The organism is Castellaniella denitrificans (assembly GCF_042653765.1).
GTDB lineage: Bacteria > Pseudomonadota > Gammaproteobacteria > Burkholderiales > Burkholderiaceae_B > Castellaniella > Castellaniella denitrificans.
On record NZ_JBHSEZ010000004.1, the window covers coordinates 135,812 to 154,266 of the forward strand.

The 18,455-nt window shown below is 67.1% G+C and carries 21 protein-coding genes and 3 tRNA genes; 17 read left to right on the forward strand and 7 right to left on the reverse strand.

Translation table 11 applies throughout. The features are described 5' to 3' along the window. Positions 1–3 precede the first annotated feature (3 nt). The 10 genes from ACFO27_RS06735 (at position 4) to ACFO27_RS06780 (ending at position 9,293) form a co-directional block, all read left to right on the forward strand. Positions 4–1,041, forward strand: a complete 1,038-nt coding sequence (locus ACFO27_RS06735) for a contractile injection system protein, VgrG/Pvc8 family (protein ID WP_376816647.1) — start codon at positions 4–6, stop codon at positions 1,039–1,041. Positions 1,042–1,085: 44 nt separating this feature from the next. After that, positions 1,086–1,430, forward strand: a complete 345-nt coding sequence (locus ACFO27_RS06740) for a GPW/gp25 family protein (RefSeq protein ID WP_376816648.1) — start codon at positions 1,086–1,088, stop codon at positions 1,428–1,430. Continuing rightward, positions 1,427–2,317 (forward strand): baseplate assembly protein, encoded by an 891-nt coding sequence (locus ACFO27_RS06745; protein ID WP_376816649.1) that lies wholly within the window; start codon positions 1,427–1,429, stop codon positions 2,315–2,317. The genes ACFO27_RS06740 and ACFO27_RS06745 overlap by 4 nt, the downstream gene beginning before the upstream one ends. Next, a complete protein-coding gene (locus ACFO27_RS06750) occupies positions 2,314–3,468 on the forward strand; it encodes a phage tail protein I (protein WP_376816650.1) in 1,155 nt (384 codons plus the stop codon). Before ACFO27_RS06745 ends, ACFO27_RS06750 begins: the two co-directional genes overlap by 4 nt. Continuing rightward, on the forward strand, positions 3,446–3,826 hold the full coding sequence (locus tag ACFO27_RS06755) for a hypothetical protein (protein ID WP_376816651.1): 381 nt from the start codon (positions 3,446–3,448) through the stop codon (positions 3,824–3,826). Before ACFO27_RS06750 ends, ACFO27_RS06755 begins: the two co-directional genes overlap by 23 nt. 12 nt (positions 3,827–3,838) lie before the next feature. Beyond that, the gene (locus tag ACFO27_RS06760) at positions 3,839–6,421 is read left to right on the forward strand and encodes a hypothetical protein (protein ID WP_376816652.1); all 2,583 of its coding nucleotides are present in this window, start codon (positions 3,839–3,841) and stop codon (positions 6,419–6,421) included. A gap of 80 nt (positions 6,422–6,501) precedes the next feature. Further along, entirely contained in the window at positions 6,502–7,104 is a 603-nt protein-coding gene (locus ACFO27_RS06765; protein ID WP_376816653.1) for a hypothetical protein, read from the forward strand. Then, positions 7,101–7,526 carry a hypothetical protein gene (locus tag ACFO27_RS06770; RefSeq protein WP_376816654.1) on the forward strand — a complete coding sequence of 142 codons (426 nt, stop codon included), beginning with the start codon at positions 7,101–7,103 and terminating at the stop codon, positions 7,524–7,526. Before ACFO27_RS06765 ends, ACFO27_RS06770 begins: the two co-directional genes overlap by 4 nt. After that, positions 7,523–7,888 (forward strand): diversity-generating retroelement protein Avd, encoded by a 366-nt coding sequence (gene avd / locus ACFO27_RS06775; protein ID WP_376816655.1) that lies wholly within the window; start codon positions 7,523–7,525, stop codon positions 7,886–7,888. Before ACFO27_RS06770 ends, avd begins: the two co-directional genes overlap by 4 nt. A 292-nt stretch (positions 7,889–8,180) precedes the next feature. Continuing rightward, a complete protein-coding gene (locus tag ACFO27_RS06780) occupies positions 8,181–9,293 on the forward strand; it encodes a reverse transcriptase domain-containing protein (RefSeq protein WP_376816656.1) in 1,113 nt (370 codons plus the stop codon). A 41-nt stretch (positions 9,294–9,334) separates the two neighbouring features. On the opposite strand, the gene ACFO27_RS06785 is transcribed toward ACFO27_RS06780, so the two are convergent. The 3 genes from ACFO27_RS06785 to ACFO27_RS06795 all read right to left on the reverse strand — a co-directional run bounded on the left by ACFO27_RS06785 (position 9,335) and on the right by ACFO27_RS06795 (position 9,608). Continuing rightward, positions 9,335–9,411 (reverse strand) — tRNA-Asp (locus ACFO27_RS06785). Between the two features lie 20 nt (positions 9,412–9,431). Further along, positions 9,432–9,507, reverse strand: a tRNA-Glu gene (locus ACFO27_RS06790). Between the two features lie 25 nt (positions 9,508–9,532). Beyond that, positions 9,533–9,608: transfer RNA gene (locus tag ACFO27_RS06795), tRNA-Ala, on the reverse strand. Positions 9,609–9,922: 314 nt separating this feature from the next. On the opposite strand from ACFO27_RS06795, the gene bioB reads away from it, so the two are divergent. Further along, the gene (gene bioB, locus ACFO27_RS06800; RefSeq protein ID WP_376816657.1) at positions 9,923–10,939 is read left to right on the forward strand and encodes a biotin synthase BioB; all 1,017 of its coding nucleotides are present in this window, start codon (positions 9,923–9,925) and stop codon (positions 10,937–10,939) included. A 22-nt stretch (positions 10,940–10,961) separates the two neighbouring features. Further along, the gene (locus tag ACFO27_RS06805) at positions 10,962–11,861 is read left to right on the forward strand and encodes an EamA/RhaT family transporter (RefSeq protein ID WP_376816658.1); all 900 of its coding nucleotides are present in this window, start codon (positions 10,962–10,964) and stop codon (positions 11,859–11,861) included. Here the strand turns inward: ACFO27_RS06805 and ACFO27_RS06810 are convergent. After that, entirely contained in the window at positions 11,847–13,202 is a 1,356-nt protein-coding gene (locus tag ACFO27_RS06810; protein WP_376816659.1) for an MFS transporter, read from the reverse strand. The genes ACFO27_RS06805 and ACFO27_RS06810 overlap by 15 nt on opposite strands. Before the next feature lie 109 nt (positions 13,203–13,311). On the opposite strand from ACFO27_RS06810, the gene moaC reads away from it, so the two are divergent. The 5 genes from moaC to ACFO27_RS06835 are packed head-to-tail and all read left to right on the forward strand — an operon-like array spanning position 13,312 to position 16,294. After that, positions 13,312–13,806, forward strand: a complete 495-nt coding sequence (gene moaC / locus ACFO27_RS06815) for a cyclic pyranopterin monophosphate synthase MoaC (RefSeq protein ID WP_376816660.1) — start codon at positions 13,312–13,314, stop codon at positions 13,804–13,806. Then, positions 13,784–14,038, forward strand: a complete 255-nt coding sequence (locus ACFO27_RS06820) for a MoaD/ThiS family protein (RefSeq protein WP_376816661.1) — start codon at positions 13,784–13,786, stop codon at positions 14,036–14,038. The genes moaC and ACFO27_RS06820 overlap by 23 nt, the downstream gene beginning before the upstream one ends. A gap of 35 nt (positions 14,039–14,073) precedes the next feature. Further along, on the forward strand, positions 14,074–14,556 hold the full coding sequence (locus ACFO27_RS06825) for a molybdenum cofactor biosynthesis protein MoaE (RefSeq protein ID WP_376816662.1): 483 nt from the start codon (positions 14,074–14,076) through the stop codon (positions 14,554–14,556). Then, positions 14,553–15,083 (forward strand): molybdenum cofactor biosynthesis protein B, encoded by a 531-nt coding sequence (moaB, locus tag ACFO27_RS06830; RefSeq protein ID WP_376816663.1) that lies wholly within the window; start codon positions 14,553–14,555, stop codon positions 15,081–15,083. The genes ACFO27_RS06825 and moaB overlap by 4 nt, the downstream gene beginning before the upstream one ends. A 2-nt stretch (positions 15,084–15,085) precedes the next feature. Beyond that, positions 15,086–16,294, forward strand: coding sequence for a molybdopterin molybdotransferase MoeA (locus ACFO27_RS06835; protein WP_376816664.1), 1,209 nt, complete (start codon positions 15,086–15,088; stop codon positions 16,292–16,294). A gap of 13 nt (positions 16,295–16,307) precedes the next feature. Here ACFO27_RS06835 and mobA read toward each other — a convergent pair whose 3' ends face one another. The 3 genes from mobA to ACFO27_RS06850 are packed head-to-tail and all read right to left on the reverse strand — an operon-like array spanning position 16,308 to position 18,433. Next, the gene (mobA, locus tag ACFO27_RS06840) at positions 16,308–16,889 is read right to left on the reverse strand and encodes a molybdenum cofactor guanylyltransferase MobA (protein WP_376816665.1); all 582 of its coding nucleotides are present in this window, start codon (positions 16,887–16,889) and stop codon (positions 16,308–16,310) included. Further along, the gene (gene moaA / locus ACFO27_RS06845) at positions 16,882–17,967 is read right to left on the reverse strand and encodes a GTP 3',8-cyclase MoaA (protein WP_376816666.1); all 1,086 of its coding nucleotides are present in this window, start codon (positions 17,965–17,967) and stop codon (positions 16,882–16,884) included. The genes mobA and moaA overlap by 8 nt, the downstream gene beginning before the upstream one ends. A 4-nt stretch (positions 17,968–17,971) precedes the next feature. After that, positions 17,972–18,433 carry a universal stress protein gene (locus ACFO27_RS06850; RefSeq protein WP_323026259.1) on the reverse strand — a complete coding sequence of 154 codons (462 nt, stop codon included), beginning with the start codon at positions 18,431–18,433 and terminating at the stop codon, positions 17,972–17,974. Between the last annotated feature and the right edge of the window lie 22 nt (positions 18,434–18,455).

Below are 18,455 nucleotides of genomic sequence, written 5' to 3' on the forward strand. Positions count from 1 at the left end.
GCCATGACCCCGGATTTTCGCATTGTCCACGCGAGCGCGGATATCACCGCCCTGGTCGCAGATCGGCTTGTCACGCTGCGCATCACCGATCAGGCGGGGATCGTTTCCGACCAGTTCGACCTGTCTCTCGATAATCGCGACAATGCCGTGGCGATTCCGAGCACGGGTGCAGCGTTGACCGTCGCGCTAGGCTACAAGGGCCAGCCGCTCTTTGATATGGGTCAGTACACCATCGACGAGGTCGAATCCGCCGGCCTGCCGCGCACGCTTAGTTTGCATGGCAAGGCCGCCAACATGGGAGCGAGTTTCAAGAGCCAGAAGAACCGCGATTGGGACAAGACGACGCTGGGCAAGATCGTGAGCACCGTGGCGGGCGAGCACGGGTTGACGGCAAAGGTTGCCGACAGATTCAGAGACGTGCCAGTTGATCACCTGGATCAGGCCTATGAGTCGGATCTTAACCTGCTCACCCGCCTGGCCGAACAGTACGGCGCCGTCATGAAGCCGGCCGGAGGGTTCCTGCTGTTCGTCGAACGCGGCGCAGGCGTGACGGCTGATGGCAAGCCACTGCCCACTATGCCCATCGTCCCCACCGACACCATAGGCAGCGATGGGTGGCGCACCTCCATCCATGAGCGTCAGTATTATGCGCGGGTGGGTGCGCATTGGGGGAACCGTCGCGCCGCAAAAACGCAATATGTGTATGCGGGCAGCGGCGATCCTGTCATGTATATCCGCCATCCGTACAAATCCGAGCGTGACGCGCTGGCCGCCGCCGAGGCGAAGCTGCGCCAACTCCAGCGCGGGCGCACCAGCCTGAACCTGACTCTGCACGGAAGCCCAGCCATCTGCGCGGAAATGCCGCTGATGCTGGCGGGTTTCGATGCCCTGACGGACGGCGAGTGGATTGCGACACGGGCCGAGCATACGCTCGAGGGCAGCGGCCTTATCACCCGCGTGGAAGCCCAGCGACGCGATGACTTCGATGCCGAGGCGGCTGACCGCGCCGAGCAGGACAGCGCGGCCCCAGCGGGAGAATAACCCCGCCGCAGGAACCTCCAGCCGCCCTGGCCCAACATGGCGCCATGAGCGGAACCAATGCACTTACTGGCGAGTCGCTCGGCGGCCTGGATCATCTCAAGCAGTCGATACGCGACATTCTGACGACCCCAATTGGCGGCCGTGTCATGCGTCGTCAGTACGGCTCGCGCCTTTTTGATCTGCTCGACGCGCCGACGAACCGGCGGATTATGGCAGCAATCTATGCTGCCACCGCCGGCGCACTGCGCCTGTGGGAGCCTCGCTTCAAGCTGCAGCGTGTCGCCGTCGACGCGGTTTCTCCAGGTCGGGTTTCGCTGACGGTTTATGGCCTGTATGTCTACGGTGACCAGCCAGTCCCGCTGTCAATGACCGTCGAGGTAACCGCATGAGCATTGATCTGTCTCTGCTGCCTCCGCCATCGGTCGTCGAGCCCCTCGACTTTGAGACCATCCTGGCGACGATCAAGGCCGACGTGCTGGCCGTTGTCCCCGAGTTGGCCGATGTGCTGGCTCTGGAGTCTGAACCCGCCACGAAATTATGTGAGGTGTTCGCGTACCGCGAATTGCTGCTGCGCGCACGCATCAATAATGCAGCCAAGGCCACCATGCTGGCCCACGCCGAGGATACCGACTTGGACAACCTGGCCGTCCTGTTCGGCGTCCAACGCCTGCCGGACGAAAAGGACGATAGGCTGCGCCGGCGCACGCAGTTGTCGCTCGAGAGTTATTCAACGGCCGGGCCGACAAAGTCCTATCTGTACCACGCGCTGTCCGTGTCCAGTGACGTTCTCGACGCCTATGTGGATAGTCCGGCGCCTGGCGCCGTGCGTATCGTGATCCTGGCTGTGCCGTCTGATGACTATCCGCACGGCGTTCCGTCCCAGGCTCTGCTCGACGCGACGTACTCGGCGGTCAGCGCCGAGGACGTGCGCCCGCTCACGGACGCCCCTCTGACCGTTGCTGCCGAGGTCATTTTCTACTCCGTCGCCGCCTCCCTTGTGTGCTTGCCTGGGGTTGGGCAGGCCGCTGTCATCCAGGCCGCCATCGAGGCGGTCACAGCTTACGTCAACGATCAGTTCCGTTTGGGCTACGACATCACGGTGTCCGGCCTGAAAGCCGCGCTGCGCCGCCCCGGTGTGGCGCGGGTCAACCTCACCTCGCCCGCGCTGCCCGCCGCAGAGTCCGACGATGAGCAGGATGTGCTGGTCGCCGTCTCTGGCTGGCAAGCCGCTTTCTGCACGTCGATCACGGTAACACCTGGAGGCGTGAGCGCATGAGCCTGCTGCCATACAACGCAACCGCGTTCGAGCGCGCACTGGACGCCGCCACGCCGCTGGCGCTGCCGACCCCTATCGCCGACCTCTGGAACCCCGACACCTGCCCGCGCGACGCGCTGCCGTGGCTGGCCTGGGCGCTGCACGTTGACAACTGGGAGGATGCCGCGACTGAGTCGCAGCAGCGTGATGCGATCCGCATGTCGGTGTTGCTGCATCGCAAGAAGGGCACCCCTTGGGCGCTCAAGCGCGCGCTGTCCACCCTGGGCCTCGGCATTGAACTGATCGATCAGCACGAACAGCAGGTCATGTACGCGCAGTACAACCCACCGCGCCTGGATGGCACCTGGAAGCTGGACGGCTCGAGAAAGATCATGCCGTTGAGCGCGATCACGGGCATCCCCCAGGTGCAGCACTGGGCGCAGTTCATCGTGCGCCTGAACCTTGCCGACGTGTCGAACCCGGCCGTCCTGACGAAACTGCGCGCTCTGGTCGAGGAATGGAAACCGCAGCGGTCATGGCCACTGTTCACATACCTGCTGCGCATCTATTTCACCGTCACCATTGGCGCCGAGTCGCATTTCGTGATGCAAAAGCGCGTGCATGCTCCGATCTGGAGCGGCCTGACAATCACGACCCGTCCCGGATTCGTCTGGAAGCTGGGCCGCAACGGTACGGCCGTCAAGCTCGGGCAGTTCAAGCTGGACGGGTCGGTGCAGATTGGCAAGCTGTATGGCGCAGTGCCCGGCCCAAAACTCAAGTCAGCCCGCGTCGAGAGCAGCGCCGCGCTGGCGAAGTACATCAGCATCGATACCCGACCTCGCCAGCGCCTGGGCCTGTCGCACACTGTACGCACGCCCGATCCAGTGACGTTGCACAAGCGCCCGCGCAAGCTGGACGGCACATGGAAGGTCGGCACCGGCACGAAGCTCGGGCAGTTCAAGCTCGACGGCACACCACTGCCTCGCAACCCAATGACAGAAGGCCCGCGTCTCGGCCGCTTCAAGCTGCGCAACCCCGCCCACGACATTCCCGATCCAGCCTACGCCGGGCGCGTGAAGCTGGACGGCACATGGAAGGTCGGCGGCCCCGCCCAGCCAGACTCTCGCATCGTTTCGACAAGGATTCCAGATGGCATCGACGGTCATATCTAACGCCTGGCGCGCGCGCCTCGCCGATTTCCACGCCGCCGGCGCGCCGCTGGCGAAATTCGCGTTCATGTCCTTCGGCGATGGTGGCCACAACCCGGACGATACGCCCAAGGCGCCAGATCCCGACGCGCCTGGCCTGTACCACGAAGTGCTGCGCGTGCCGCTGCACAACGTGAGCCGACCCACGCCATACGCAGTCGAGTGCGAGGGCCGCATCGAGCCGGGTGAGCTGGTCGGCATCAAGGTGTCCGAGGCGATGCTGCTCGATGAAGAAGGCCGTCCCGTAGCTTTCAAGACCTTTGCGCCGAAGGTGCGCGAAGCCGACGAACTTTACCAGGTGTTCATCGAACCCCTTTTCTAATCAGGTGAGACCATGCCCGAAAACAATATCCCCGCACTGCCGCACGACAAAATCACTCCGCTGCCCAATACGGAGCCGGATGCCGTCCCCGATCTCTGGAACACCAGATTCGAGGAAATCGACGATAACTTCGAGGCGCTGCGCCAGCGCGCCGGCGGTGCCGTGGCGGAACTCGAGGCCGCCAAGGGCGATGCCCCGTCCTTTGCGGAGCGAATGAATCAGGTCAGCCAGGCCGTGCAGGATCTGGGCGGTGATCTCGGAAGCCTGCAGGGCATGACAGCGCCGATGCTGGCCCGAGCCGTGCGCCTGGATTGGGACTATTCGGGCAACAACATTTCGATGGAAATGTGGGCGGGCGACTATACCCTCATGGACACACAGCCGGTGGATGTCATCTCGGCAGTCGCTGGCGACGATTCCATCGACGTCGAGGATTCCAGCACGTTCGCAGCCGGGCAGCGATACGTCGTCTACGACGGCACCCATTCCGAGCAGGTTCTGGTCGAGGCGGTGCTGACAGCCACCCGCGTGCGCGTGGCCGATGCACTGACCTGGGCCTATGGCGAGGGGGCATTCCTGGCCCGCACGTCTTTTGCCGTGGCCGATGGCACATCTCAGGCCAAGGCCGGGGATACATATTTTTCGAAGCCGATCAATCTCGGGTTCGATGCCGCCAAGCGCTCGGTCGTGATCCGGCGCAAGCCCACGGCGGCCGCGATCAGCGTCGATTATCTGACGGCCGCGAACCAGTGGAAATCGGCACCGCTTGCCTGGACACGGTCTGGTGGCAAGGTGCCCGCTGGATACATCGATTGCGAGTATGAGTTCACGATTGCGGGCGACACCGCCTTGCGCGTCTCTGTCTCGGGCGGCGCAGGCACCACCGAGGTGCAACACATCATCGGGCTGGGCACCATCACCGGCCTGCGCGGCACGCATACGCCGCCCCTGAAGCCCGTAATGGCGAATCCTCTGGACGGCGCCGAGGGTCTGACAGACCTGCCCACGCTCGCGCTGACAAACTATGTGTCACTGACCGATACCAGCGTGGATGCCGTGCAGTTCCAGGTGTCCACGACAGCGGATTTCGCCGAGATCATGATCGACTCGGGTGCGCAGGTCGGTGGCCTGTCATGGCGTGAGGTCGGCCTGCGCCTGGAGGTGTCCTCGACCTACTATGTGCGCGGCCGTGCCCGTGATGCCGAGGGCGCCTGGTCGCCGTGGTCGGATGCTGTGTCGTTTTCGACCGCCGATTCGTTCGTCTACGTCCAGGCCCCCACCAACGTCAGCCCGGCCGACAAGCTCGAGAACGTGGGCGACACTCCGACGCTGACCGGCAGCAGCTTCGCCGTGTATGCGGGCAGCGATACCCAGGAGGCCGCGCAGTGGCAGATCCGCGAGGCGGGCCAGTCGTATGACTCGGCCACTCTCGATACGGGCGACGACACAGAAAACCTCACGTCGTTTGCCGTGCCGGCCGACCTGCTGAAGTCCGCCAGGACAGAGTACTTCTGGCGCGTGCGCCACAAGGGCCAGAATATCGGCTGGGGCGAGTGGTCGGTTGAGACCAAGTTCACGACGAAAAAGACTTTTGGCACCGTGATCGGCATTGCGCTGGTGACCACGGGTGGCGCCTCGGGCCAGTGGGCGCGCATCGACGAGGATGGGAACGCCAAGGCCACCGACGCCGCCTTCTTCAACGCCCACCCGACTTACGCCGGCATCGTCGACCAGAGCATCGACAGCCAGCAGATGGTGAAAATTCCCGCGTTCTACATCAAAGAAGGCGTCGTACCCTCGGGTACGTTCGCGGGCAAGACGGCCATCTGGGTGTCAGACAAGAAAGAGGCCGGCTTCCAGCTTCACCCCGCGTTCATGGATGCCGGACAGCCCCTGCAGCAGTTCTGGATCGGGAAGTACAAAGCCTCGAATGGAACCGGCAACGTGATGCAGTCCGTGCCCGGCGTCTCCCCGTTGGTGTCGATCAACTTCCCGACGATGGCGGCGCGCGCCACGGCGCGCAACACCGGCGGTGTGACGGGGTTTCAACTCTGGCATGTGTACATGCGCGCCGCGATCCAGGCCCTGGCGCTGATCGAGTTGGGCAACCCGGACGTGCAGACGCTGATCGCCCAGGGCTACGTCAACGCCAGCGCGGCCCAGGCGGTGGATGCCGCCGCGACCCTCGCCGCGTCCTGGCGCGGGATCATCGGGCTGTGGGGCAACGTCTGGGAAATGTTCGACGGCCTGCAGACCGATGGCGACCGGAAATACAAGGTCTGGGACAGGAAGGGCAACAAGACCTACATCACCACGAACCAGATTTGTCCATCGGCCAGCGCCAGCTACATCGTCACGATGTCGGCGGACGAAGGCGCGGACTACGACCTGGGGCCGCTGTTTATGCCCGCGACCGTGGATGCGTCGATCAACAACGGGACGTATGCAGACGGCATGTGGTCGGCAGCGAATTGCGTGGCCTACCACGGCGGGGATTGGAACTACGGCGCGATCTGCGGGCTGTTCTGCTTGAACGTCAGCAACGCCGCGTCGAACTCCAGCGCGAGTGTCGGCGGCCGCCTCGCAAAGGTGTAAGGCATCAAGTTTTTTTGAGTCATGTTTTTCGGGTCCGCGCCAAGCGCGGTGCCCGAGCAACCATCCAATAGGAGCAATCCATGAAGATCGAAGATGGCAAGCTGGTGGTCGATATCGACGGCAGTACCATGCAGGTGCCGCTGCCCGCCGTCGCGGGCACCAGCCGCGTGAAAGCCTGGCAGGTGCCGGAAGCCTACCGCGCCGGGCGTCTGTTTGTGTCGGTCATCCAGCCGGGCCAGGTCGAGGAAGTCCCGGCGTGCGCGCCCGGCTCGGCTCAGTACCTGGGTGAGCTTACGCTTGAGCCGGCCGATGACGCGGCGCTACGCGCCGCCAAGGCCTCGAAGCTGGCCGAGATCAATGCCGCCTGCGACCTTGCCGGCAAAGCCGTGCTGGCGGGCTACCCCGACGTCGAGATCAAGACGTGGCCACAACAGGCGGCCGAGGCGGCGGCGTATCAGGCAGACTCTCAGGCCGAAGTGCCGCTGCTCACGAAGATCGCGGCAGACCGGGGCCTGACCGTTGCCGACCTGGCCACCCGCGTGCAGGCCAAGGAAGCCGCATTCAAGGCGGCGGCCGGCGGGCTGCTGGGCATGCGCCAAGCCCTCGAGGATCAGATCGATGCCGCCGCCGGCGTCGAGGATCTGGCCGGCATCGTGTTCGACGCCGCGAGCGCGCTGGCATGACAAGCTGGCGCTATGTGCTGCATCACCGGGTAGCGGCCCATCATCGGGCGCTATCCGGTATCAGTTTCGATGGCGAGTGGCTGCAGATCCATTGCGGCATGATACGTGTCCAGGTCGGCTATGCCTGGGATGGCTGCAGCCCCGCATTGCGGGTGCCCGGCACTCGCATCTGGCTTGGCGTACCCGATGGCCCGGTTATGGATGATGGCCGCCCGGCGGCCTGGCGCGCATCCCTGCTGCATGACGCGCTGTGCCAGTTTCGCCGCGACATCCCCGGCCTTACACGCGACGCCGCCACGGCCGTACTTGCTGCGGAACTGCATGATGCCCAGGCACCGCTCTGGATGCAGCGGCTGTACCCGGCAGGCGTGCGCCTACTCGGGCCACAGGACTTTCCGGGCGACGGGCCGCGCTTGGCATGAAAGACCCACACCTGACGTTGCTCACCAAGCTCGAGGAACTGGACGCATACACCCACCAGGTGCTGCATCAGTTCCCGCGTCTGGAGCGGCATCTGCTGTGCGCCGAGATGCGCACCAGCACAAACCGCTTCCTGCGCCTGGCCACTGTCGCGTGGAAGCGCCGACAGAAGGCCGCCGCGCTGTTCGACCTGGACGTCGAGATCGAGGTGTTCCGCCTGCTAATTCGCAAGGCCCACCGCCTGGGCTACATCAATGATCACCGGCTGATGGTCTGGATGAAGCACACCAACGAAATCGGGCAAATCGTAGGCGGGTGGATCAAGCACGAAACCACCAAACGCAAGGGGGAAGCCATGCAGTAGCGCCCACAGGCTGTCTTTGAATGGGCAATGGCTTATTACGGCGGGAATTGGAACAACGGCGCGATCTGCGGGCTGTTCTGCTTGAACGTCAACAACGCCGCGTCGAACTCCAACACGAATATCGGCGGCCGCCTCGCAAACGACTATCGCCGGAAGGCGGCTCGCTCATGGGCGGCCGTCCAGTGCGTATCCTTTGGGGCCATTGTCCTGACCATGTTGTCGAAGATAAACAGGGCGCTGCGGCCAGTATTCACGGAGACCGTGGCAGCGCCCGCCCATCACCAGGACATCCATGCCTCACACCATAAACGGCCTATGGGCCGACCTCACCAGCTTCGAGAATCTCTACGCAGCCTTCCGGGGCGCCCGTCATGGCAAGCGCTACCGCCTGGAGGTGATGCGCTATGCGGCGAACCTCGAAGAGAACCTCATCAATCTGCAAAATCACCTGATCTGGAAGTCCTGGACGCCAGGCCGTCAGCGCGAGTTCGTCGTGCGCGAGCCAAAGCTGCGCGCCATCCAGGCGCCGCCCTTCGAGGATCGCGTCCTGCACCACGCGCTGGTTCAGGTGGTCGAGCCGCTTTTCGAGCGCCGCTTCATCCACGACAGCTATGCCTGCAGGCGCGACAAGGGCGTGCAGCGGGCCGTCGCCCGCGTGCAGCACTTCCTGCGCGTGGCGCGCCGCAACTGGGGCGACGAGGTCTATGTGCTCAAGGCCGACATCAGTCGGTATTTCGCGAGCATTCTGCACCCGGTGCTGATGCGCGAGGTCGAGCGGGTCATCTCCGATCCCGACGTCCTGTGGGTCTGGCGCCAGATCCTCACGGGTTACGGCCATGAGAACGGCCTGGGCCTGCCCGTAGGCGCGCTCACCAGCCAGCTTGGCGCGAATATCGTGCTGAACCGCCTGGATCATGTCGCCAAGGATCAGATGAGCCTGCGGTTCTATGTGCGGTATATGGACGATTTCATTGCCGTCCTACCAGACAAGGCCACCGCCCAAAGCGTGCTGTGCGAGTTACGCGCCACTGTTCATGACCTCGGCCTGGAGTTGAACCCGAAGACGGCCATTCACCCGTGGCAGCGCGGTGTGGATTTTTGCGGCTATCGCACCTGGCCGACCCATATCCTTCCCCGCAAGCGCAACATCAAGCGTGCCCGGCAAGACTTCCGCAGGCTGATGTGTCAGTACTTCGCCGGCGAGGTGGATCTAGCGCACGTGCGCCAGCGCGTCGCCTCGTTTGTGGCGTATGCGAAACACTGCGATGCCCGCGAAACCGTGGAGCGAGTCCTGGGCGATCTTGTGCTTGTGCCTGGCCTGCGCGACGCTCCGGTCGATGCCGGGAAACGGGGAGTTTCGACCCCGGACGGGCAAAACATATTCCAAAATTGGAATTTGGAATAAAAAAATGGGCTAGTCAAAGTGACCTAACCCATTGATTTAATTGGCGGAGCGGACGGGACTCGAACCCGCGACCCCCGGCGTGACAGGCCGGTATTCTAACCAACTGAACTACCGCTCCGCAGCGGTGCCAGAAAATCCTGGCGTCCCCTAGGGGATTCGAACCCCTGTACTCACCGTGAAAGGGTGATGTCCTAGGCCTCTAGACGAAGGGGACAGGACATTCGACAACGAAAGTTTTTTGGTGGAGGTAAGCGGGATCGAACCGCTGACCTCTTGCATGCCATGCAAGCGCTCTCCCAGCTGAGCTATACCCCCAAAAACTGGCTTCGTTAACGAAGAAACGAGATTATGCACGAATTTTTTTTCGTGCGCAAGCGAGGCCGGATTTTTTTGTTTCGGCCGTAGAGAAACCGTCTCCATGCGCCTCGGATCACAACTCTTTACATATCGGCCCGCCGGGAAAGATCGCGCCCGAAACCCGGGAAGGCCGCGCGGCTATCCTGAAATAGCCGGCAAGATCAATCCATTACCGGTAATTTGCGGACCGATGACCGGTCGTTCCCGCTTGCGAGGCGGGGCCCGCAGCGCCTACGATCCGGGCTGTTTCCATTCCCCGGAGTCCATCCGCCATGCACGCCCGCGTCCGTCACGAAACCCTGACGCCCGCCTGGTCGGTCCAGGCGATCCTGGATCTGTTCGCCCTGCCCTTCAACGATCTGCTGCTGCGGGCGCAGACCGTGCACCGGGAACACCACCCGGCCAACGCCGTCCAGCAATCCAGCCTGCTGTCGATCAAGACCGGCGCCTGTCCCGAGGACTGCGCCTACTGCCCGCAGTCCTCGCGCTATCACACCGAAGTGGAGCCGGCGCCGCTGATGCCGCTGGACCAGGTGCTGGAAGCGGCGCGCAAGGCGCGGGACGCGGGCGCGCAGCGCTTCTGCATGGGGGCCGCCTGGCGCTCGCCGACCGAGCGCCAGCTGGACCAGGTGATCGGGCACGTGCAGGCCGTGAAGGCGCTGGGCCTGGAGACCTGCGTCACCCTGGGCATGCTGAAGGACGGCCAGGCCGAACGCCTGAAGGCCGCCGGCCTGGACTACTACAACCACAACCTGGACACCGCGCCGGAACACTACGGCGAGATCATCCGCACCCGCACGTTCCAGGACCGCCTGGACACGCTGCGGCGCGTGCGCGGCGCCGGGCTGAAGGTCTGCTGCGGCGGCATCGTCGGCATGGGGGAATCACGCGAGATCCGCGCCGGCCTGATCGCCGCCCTGGCCAGCCTGGACCCCTACCCCGAATCCGTGCCCGTCAATCAGTTGGTGAAGGCGCCGGGCACGCCCCTGGCCGATGCGCCCGACCTGGATCCCATCGAGTTCGTGCGCACCATCGCGGTGACCCGCATCGTCATGCCCCGCGCCGTGGTGCGGCTGTCGGCGGGCCGCGAGAGCATGCACGACAGCACCCAGGCCCTGTGCTTCATGGCCGGCGCCAACTCGATCTTCCACGGCGAGCGGCTGCTGACCACGCCGAACCCGCAGGCGCGGGCCGACGCCCTGCTGTTCGAGCGCCTGGGGCTGGTGCCGATGCCCGACGATACGGTATCCGCAACCCTGGAAACCCACGCGGCCGCCAGTCCGGCCTGACCCTCATCCGACGCGCCCCACCATGCACACCCTGATCCTCAGCATTTCCTTCAGCGTCGCCGTCTCGATCTTCCTGAAGCTGGCCCGCGGCGGCGGCATCCGCATCGACCAGGCCATCGCCGTCAACTACGCGACGGCGGCGGCGCTCAGTCTGTGGCTGCTGCGCCCGCCCCTGGACACGCTGTTCGAACAACCGCCCGCCGTCTGGCTGATCCTGTGCCTGCTGGGAGTGCTGCTGCCCAGCGTGTTTCTGGTCATGGCGGCCGCCGTGCGCCGGGCGGGGATCGTGCGCAGCGACACCGCCCAGCGCCTGTCGCTGATCCTGCCGATCCTGGCCGCCTTCCTGGTGTTCCACGAGGTCCTGTCGGGCCGCAAGGCCTTCGGCATCGCCCTGGCGCTGTGCGCCCTGGCCTGCCTGCTGGCGCGCCCCCGGGCCGCGGCCGCGGCGCCGTCCGGGAACGCCGCGGCGGCGACCGCGCCCGAGGACGAGACGCGGGGATCGGCATCGCGCGGCTGGCTGGTGCTGCTGGGCGTCTGGGCGGGCTACGGCTGCATCGACATCCTGTTCAAGCAGATGGCGCGGATCGGCGCGGGCTTCACCGGCAGCCTGCTGCTGAGCTTCATCCTGGCCGGCCTGCTGATGGGCCTGTGGCTGCTGGTCCGGCGCACCCGCTGGGACGCCCGCAGCCTGACGTCCGGCGTCCTGCTGGGCGGACTGAACTTCGGCAACATCTACTTCTACATCCGCGCGCACCAGACCTTCCCGGACAACCCCACCCTGGTGTTCGCGGCCATGAACATCGGCGTGATCTCGATCGGGACGCTGGTGGGCGCGGGCGTGTTCCGCGAGCGGCTGAGCGCGCTGAACATGCTGGGCATCGGGCTGGCCCTGGGCGCGATCGTGCTGCTATTCCCCCGCTGAGGCCGTCCGGGCCGGGGCCGGAGGCGGCGCCGGTTCGGGTTCCGGTTCCGGCGCGGCCGGCGCCGCCAGGGGGTCGTCGATCACCGGATCGTGCGAGATGTCGCGCGCCGGATCGACGCGCGGATCCAGCACCGCCATCACGTGGGAATTCTGCAGGGTGTCGGCCATGGGCACGAACTGGGTGGGCGCGTCCTCGCTGCGGTGCGTGCCCTTGACCTTCCGTTCGCGGATGAACACCACCAGCAGGGCGGCGCAGGCCGACACGAAGACGAAGTACACGTCCGACCCCCAGGCCCGCATCAGGCCGCCCGCCGCCAGCGGCCCCAGGCAGGCGCCCAGGCCGTAGACCATGTACAGCAGGGCGCTCAGGCCCACCCGCCGCTCGGGATCGACGTTGTCGTTGGCGAAGGCCGCCCCCATGGGATAGAGCGTGAACTGGACGATCCCCAGCACGCCGGAGAAGGCCACCAGGGCCACGTAGGGAAACTCGAACCAGCCCCACAGGGGCACCCCCAGGCACAACAGGAGCAGCGCGCCGATGCGGATCAGGCGCACCCGGCTCATGTGATCGGCCAGCCAGCCCAGGGGCCATTGGAACACCAGGCCGGCCGCCACGGACACCGCCAGGAACACCCCCACCTGGTGATTGTCCATGCCGTGCTGCAGCCCGTAGACAGGCGCCAGGCCATAGAACGCGCCCGTCAGCATGCCGGCCAGGAACAGCACCGTCAGGGACAGGGGCACGCGCGCCACGTAGTAGCGCAGGGCCAGGGGGGCCGGCACCTGCAGCGCCGGGTGCAGGCGCCGCGTCAGCGTCACCGGAATCAGGCTGAGCACGCTGCAGATCGCCACGAACACCAGCGGCTCGGAATCCAGCTTCGGGAACAGCCCCAGCGCCAGCTGGCCCAGCACGGTGCCCATACAGGAAGCGACCATGTAGAAGCCGAACACGGTCCCCCGCGAGGCGTTCTCGGTCTGCTCGTTGAGCCAGCTTTCGATGGCGATGAACAGGCTCACCATGGCGACGCCCGCCACGAAGCGCAGCGCCAGCCAGACCCACAGGCCCTGGATCAGGATCATCGCCAGCACGGTGACGGTGACCAGCGCCGCGCAGGCCGCGTAGGCGCGGATGTGGCCCACGCCGATGATCAGCCGGTGCCCGACCCGGGCGCCCAGCACCAGGCCCAGGTAGTACGCGGCGATCATCGCCCCGACCCAGACCTCGGACACGGACAGCGCCGTCAGCCGCAGGCCCAGGTAGGTATTGAACAGCCCGGAACTGAGCAACAGGATCAGGGTCGCCAGGTACAGGGAGAAAAATGCGCCGATCGTCTTGGCCATGCGGAATTCCGGTCGGGAGCGCCGCCGGCATCCGGCCGGCATTGCCCTCAAGCAAGCATCATAGCAGCGGCGCATGCCGCCCGGCGGCGTCCTCGTTTATCATAGGACCATGAGCGAAACAGACTTCTCCCCCACCCTCAGCCACCTGGATGAAAACGGCCAGGTCCGCATGGTCGACGTCGGCGCCAAGGCCCCGACCGACCGCACCGCCGTGGCCGAGGGCCGGGTGCGCCTGAACGCCCACGCCTGGGGCCTGCTGTCGGCCCAGGCCAATGCCAAGGGCGAGGTCCTGAACACGGCCCGCGTCGCCGGCATCCTGGCGGCCAAGCGCTGCGCCGAACTGATCCCCCTGTGCCACAGCCTGCCGCTCAGCTTCGTCGGGGTGGACTTCTCGGCCGACGAGTCCAGCCGCACGCTGACCATCCGCGCCACCAGCCGCACCCGCCACCAGACCGGCGTCGAGATGGAGGCCATGACGGCCTGCTCCGTCGCCGCCCTGACGGTCTACGACATGTGCAAGGCCGCCGACAAGGGCATCGTCATCGAGCAGATCCGCCTGCTCAGCAAAACCGGAGGCAAGAGTGGCGACTGGCGCAACGATTGAAGTCCTGTATTTCGCCCAGGTCGCGGAACACATGGGCGTGCGGCGCGAAACCCTGCCCCTGGACGCGCCCGTCCAGGCGGGCGACTGGCTGGACGCCCTGGCGGCGCGCTGTCCCGCCCTGGGGCCCTCGGCCCGCCTGAAGCTCGCCATCAACCAGGAACACGCCGGGCGCGCCGCCACGATCCGCCCGGGCGACGAGGTCGCCGTGTTCGAGCCCGTCACCGGCGGCTGAGTCCCGGGCCCGTTCAGCTTGTCCATGCACGCATCATGATCCGCATCCAGACCGAACGCTTCGAAGTCGCCGAACTGGCGGCGCTGCTGCAGGCCCGCGCGGCCGGCCGGGCCGGCGCCCTGGTGCACTTCCTGGGCATGGTGCGCGACTACAGTCCCGACGCCGGCTCCCGCAGCCTGTTCCTGGAACACTACCCGGGCATGTGCGAACGCGAGATCCAGGCGCTGTGCGACCACGCGAAACAGCGCTGGGACGTCCTCGACACCGTGGTGGTCCACCGGGTCGGCGAACTGCCGCTGGGCGACCCCATCGTCTTCGTCGGCGTGGCCGCCGCCCACCGGGGCCAGGCCTTCCAGGCCTGCGAATACATCATCGACGCCCTGAAGACCCGCGCGCCCTTCTGGAAGCGCGAAACCCTGGCCGACGGCCAGGCCTTCTGGGTCGAACAGCAGGCCGCCGACGCCGAGAAAACCGCCCGGTGGGACACTTCCCGGGACACGCCCCAGGACATGCCATGAAAGCCAATCCCGCCCTGCCGCCCGTCAGCCTGCGCTGCGCGGTGCTGACGATCTCCAGCCGCCGCACGGCCGCCGAGGACACGACCGGAGACTACCTGGCCGCCGCCCTGGGCGAGGCCGGCCACGACCTGCGGGCCCGCGCGCTGTGCCCGGACGACCGCTACCGGATCCGCAAGGTCCTCAGCGACTGGATCGCCGATCCGGACATCCAGGTGATCCTGTGCAACGGCGGCACGGGCTTCACTCACGGCAAGTCCGCCATTCCCGCCGTCACGCCGCTGCTCGACCAGGTCGTGCCCGGCTTCGGCGAACTGTTCCGCCACCTGTCCTGGCTGGACATCGGCGCCTCCTCGCTGCAGTCCGACGCACTGGGCGGCATGGCCAACGACACCCTGGTGTTCTGCCTGCCCGGCTCGACGGGCGCCTGCCGCCTGGCCTGGGAAAAGATCCTGCTGTCCCAGCTCGACAGCCGCCAGCTCCCCTGCAATTTCGCCAGCGCCTACCGCGCGGCGCATATGGACACTTGACCATGCTCGACTTCGATGCCGCCCAGGCACGGCTGGCGGCGCGCGGACGCGCGCCCGCCGGACACGAAACCATCCCCCTCGACGCCCTCGCCGGCCGCGTGCTGGCCGAGGACGTCGTCGCCGTCCTCGACCTGCCGCCCGCCGACAACAGCGCCATGGACGGCTACGCGCTGCGCGCCGCCGACGCGGCCGCCCCCGGCGCCACGCTGCCGATCCAGCAGCGCTGCTTCGCCGGCCAGGCGCCCGAGCCCCTGCTGCCCGGCCAGGCCATCCGGCTGTTCACCGGCAGCGTGATCCCGGCGGGCGCGGACACCGTGGCCATGCAGGAGGACTGCCGCGAGGACGACGGCCGGGTCGCCTTCCTGACACCGCCCCCGCCCGGACGGCACATCCGCCGCCGGGGCGAGGACATGCGCGCGGGCCAGACCGTCCTGGCCCGGGGCACCCGCCTGGCGGCCGGCCACCTGGCCGTCCTGGCGGCCCAGGGCTACGACCGGGCGCCCGTCTTTCCCCGCCTGAAGGTCGGCATCCTGACCACCGGCGACGAACTCGTCCCCCCCGGCCAGCCCCTGCCCCCGGCCGCGATCCACAATTCCAACGCGCCGATGCTCGCCAGCCTGTGCGGCGGACTGGGCGCGACCGCCCCGATGCTGCGCCACGCGCGCGACGACGCGCAAGCCACCCGCCGGGCGCTGGCCGAACTGAACGAGGCCTGCGACCTGGTGCTCAGCGTGGGCGGGGCTTCGGTCGGGGAAAAGGATCTGGTCAAGCCCGCCATCGAAGCCCTGGGCGGTACGCTGGACCTGTGGCGGGTGCGCATGAAGCCGGGCAAGCCGGTGGCGCTGGCCGAACTGAACGGCCGCCCGGTGGTCTGCCTGCCCGGCAACCCGGTCTCGGCCTTCGCCGTGTTCACGCTGCTGGTCAGCCCCCTGATCCGGGGCCTGCAGGGCCGCCGGGACGTGCTGCCCCCGGTGCGGCGCGGCATCCTGGACACGGCCCGCGCCGTCGGGGGCGACCGCGACGACTTCCTGCGCATCCAGGCCACCCAGGGCGCCACCGGACTGCCCCGCCTGACGCCGCACACCCAGCAAAGCTCGGGCGCCCTGAGCAGCCTGGCCTGGGCGCACGGCCTGGCCCGCATCCCGGCGGGCGCGCGGCTGGAATCGGGTGCGGAAGTCGACTGGATGGCGCTGTCCGACTGGCTGGTCTGAGACCAGGCCCTGGTTACCGCCAGCGGTCCCAGTCCTCAGGCGTATTCAGGTTGACCAGCGCGTCCGCGTCGGGGAAATCGACGGCGGCCGCGCCGCAGGACCGCAGCCAGCCCTGGACCTGGCGGCCGCCCGCGTCCAGAAACGCCCGCAGCCCGTCCGCCAGGTCGCGGTGCGCCATCAGGCAGAGCGGATGCGGGCCGTCGGGCGTGCGCGCATAGGCCGGGCGGTCGGGCCGGGCCGCCGCGCCCAGCCGCGCGCCCAGGTCGTCAGGCCAGCGCACCACGTCCACCGGCAGCACGAACAGCCAAGGCGACCGCGCCCGCCGCAGGCCCGCCAGCACCCCGGCCAGGGGGCCGCAATCCGCATGGCCGGGATCGTCGCGCACGACCGTGCCGTAGGCGGCGTAGTCGCCCGGATGGCGGTTGGCGCTGATCCACAGGGTTTCCGCCCCCTGGGCCCGCAGAAAGCGGCAGGCATGGGCCGCCAGAGGGTCGCCGCGCCAGGGCATCAGCCCCTTGTCGGCCTCGGGATCCTGGGCGGTGCGCATGCGCCGGGATTGCCCGCCCGCGAGAATCAGGCCGTCGAATTCAACCACCGATGTAGCTCATCTCGATCTTGTGATCGCGGTGAGCCTCGCCGCGCCGCTCGGAATAGCGGTCGTCGCGCGCCTGCCAGACGCCCGCCAGATGCCGCGCCAGCGCCGCGTCGTCGGCCCCGGCGCGCAGCAACCCGCGGATGTCGTGGCCCTGCTCGGCGAACAGGCAGGTGAAGAGCCGCCCTTCGGGCGACAGGCGCAGCCGCGTACAGTCCCCGCAGAAGGGCTGGGACACGCTGGTGATCAGGCCGATCTCGCCCGCGCCGTCGGCGTAGGCCCAGCGGGCGGCGACTTCGCCCCGGTAGCGGGCCTGGACCGGCCGCAGCGGGAATTCGGCGCCGATGATCCGGACGATTTCCGCCCCGGTGACGACTTCGTCCATGCGCCAGCCATTGGTGTTGCCGACGTCCATGTATTCGATGAAGCGCAGCGTGTGGCCGGTGCCCCTGAAACGGCGCGCCATCGGCAGGATCTGGCCGTCGTTCATGCCCCGGCGCACGACCATGTTGACCTTCACGGGCGCCAGCCCGGCCGCGGCGGCGGCCTCGATCCCGTCGAGGATCGTGGCGACGGGAACGCCGCTGTCGCTCATGCGCTCGAACAGGGCGTCGTCCAGCGCATCGAGACTGACCGTCACCCGCGTCAGGCCGGCGTCGGCCAGCGCGCGGGCCTTGCGGGCCAGCAGCGTGCCATTGGTGGTCAGGGTCAGCTCGGGCGGTTCGCCGTCCGGCGTGCGCAGGCCGGCCAGCATCCCGACCAGGTTCTCGATCTGCTTGCGCAACAGGGGTTCGCCGCCGGTCAGGCGGATCTTGCGCACCCCGCCCGCCACGGCGATCCGGGCGACCCGGGTGATTTCCTCGAAGGTCAGCAGGGCGCCATGGGGCAGGAAGGCATGATCCGCGCCGAACAGCTCGCGCGGCATGCAATAGGTGCAGCGGAAATTGCAGCGGTCCGTGACGGAAATCCGCAGGTCGCGCAGGGGACGCCCGAGCGCGTCGCGCACCGTCCCGCCCGGCGCCGGGGCCGCGACGCGGCCCTCCGGCGCCGGCTCGGGCCGGCGAGGGATCACGCTGGGCATGGAATCAGTCGTTTTCCTTGACCCGGTAGACCAGGGTGGCGACCTTGGCCAGGCCCAGGACCTTGACCGTGACGCTGCCCAGCAGCAGGCGCGACAGACCGCTGCGGCCGTGGCTGCCGATGAAGATCAGGTCGCAGCCTTCGGTCTGGGCGGCCTGCACGATGCCGTCGGCCACGTTGAAGTTGGACACCGCCAGGGACTTGGCCTTGACGCCGGCCGTCTCGGCCCGGTCGAGCACGGCCTGGAGATATTTCTGGGCCTGCTCGGCGGCGGTGCGGTCGTAGTCTTCGTCCGTGATGGCGTAGGCGGCGGCCATGCCGTCGAAGCCGACCGTGGCGGCGAAGGGCTGGGTCACGTACAGCGCGACGATTTCCGCGCCGATGGCGCGGGCGAAGCAGACGCCCTTGTTGGCCGCTTGGGCGGAAAGCTTGGAGCCATCCGTGGGGATCAGAATTTTCTTGAACATGCGCGGATCATCCAAAACGCTA

Excerpts from the sequence above, each read along its gene's own strand:
- ACFO27_RS06745 (WP_376816649.1), top strand. The coding sequence starts at position 1,427 with ATGAGCATTGATCTGTCTCTGCTGCCTCCGCCATCGGTCGTCGAGCCC.
- avd (WP_376816655.1), top strand. The coding sequence starts at position 7,523 with ATGAAAGACCCACACCTGACGTTGCTCACCAAGCTCGAGGAACTGGAC.
- ACFO27_RS06780 (WP_376816656.1), top strand. The coding sequence starts at position 8,181 with ATGCCTCACACCATAAACGGCCTATGGGCCGACCTCACCAGCTTCGAG.
- moaA (WP_376816666.1), bottom strand. The coding sequence starts at position 17,967 with ATGCCCAGCGTGATCCCTCGCCGGCCCGAGCCGGCGCCGGAGGGCCGC.
- ACFO27_RS06750 (WP_376816650.1), top strand. The coding sequence starts at position 2,314 with ATGAGCCTGCTGCCATACAACGCAACCGCGTTCGAGCGCGCACTGGAC.
- ACFO27_RS06835 (WP_376816664.1), top strand. The coding sequence starts at position 15,086 with ATGCTCGACTTCGATGCCGCCCAGGCACGGCTGGCGGCGCGCGGACGC.
- bioB (WP_376816657.1), top strand. The coding sequence starts at position 9,923 with ATGCACGCCCGCGTCCGTCACGAAACCCTGACGCCCGCCTGGTCGGTC.
- ACFO27_RS06740 (WP_376816648.1), top strand. The coding sequence starts at position 1,086 with ATGAGCGGAACCAATGCACTTACTGGCGAGTCGCTCGGCGGCCTGGAT.
- moaB (WP_376816663.1), top strand. The coding sequence starts at position 14,553 with ATGAAAGCCAATCCCGCCCTGCCGCCCGTCAGCCTGCGCTGCGCGGTG.
- ACFO27_RS06825 (WP_376816662.1), top strand. The coding sequence starts at position 14,074 with ATGATCCGCATCCAGACCGAACGCTTCGAAGTCGCCGAACTGGCGGCG.
- ACFO27_RS06735 (WP_376816647.1), top strand. The coding sequence starts at position 4 with ATGACCCCGGATTTTCGCATTGTCCACGCGAGCGCGGATATCACCGCC.
- moaC (WP_376816660.1), top strand. The coding sequence starts at position 13,312 with ATGAGCGAAACAGACTTCTCCCCCACCCTCAGCCACCTGGATGAAAAC.
- ACFO27_RS06760 (WP_376816652.1), top strand. The coding sequence starts at position 3,839 with ATGCCCGAAAACAATATCCCCGCACTGCCGCACGACAAAATCACTCCG.
- ACFO27_RS06850 (WP_323026259.1), bottom strand. The coding sequence starts at position 18,433 with ATGTTCAAGAAAATTCTGATCCCCACGGATGGCTCCAAGCTTTCCGCC.
- ACFO27_RS06805 (WP_376816658.1), top strand. The coding sequence starts at position 10,962 with ATGCACACCCTGATCCTCAGCATTTCCTTCAGCGTCGCCGTCTCGATC.
- ACFO27_RS06770 (WP_376816654.1), top strand. The coding sequence starts at position 7,101 with ATGACAAGCTGGCGCTATGTGCTGCATCACCGGGTAGCGGCCCATCAT.
- ACFO27_RS06755 (WP_376816651.1), top strand. The coding sequence starts at position 3,446 with ATGGCATCGACGGTCATATCTAACGCCTGGCGCGCGCGCCTCGCCGAT.
- ACFO27_RS06810 (WP_376816659.1), bottom strand. The coding sequence starts at position 13,202 with ATGGCCAAGACGATCGGCGCATTTTTCTCCCTGTACCTGGCGACCCTG.
- ACFO27_RS06765 (WP_376816653.1), top strand. The coding sequence starts at position 6,502 with ATGAAGATCGAAGATGGCAAGCTGGTGGTCGATATCGACGGCAGTACC.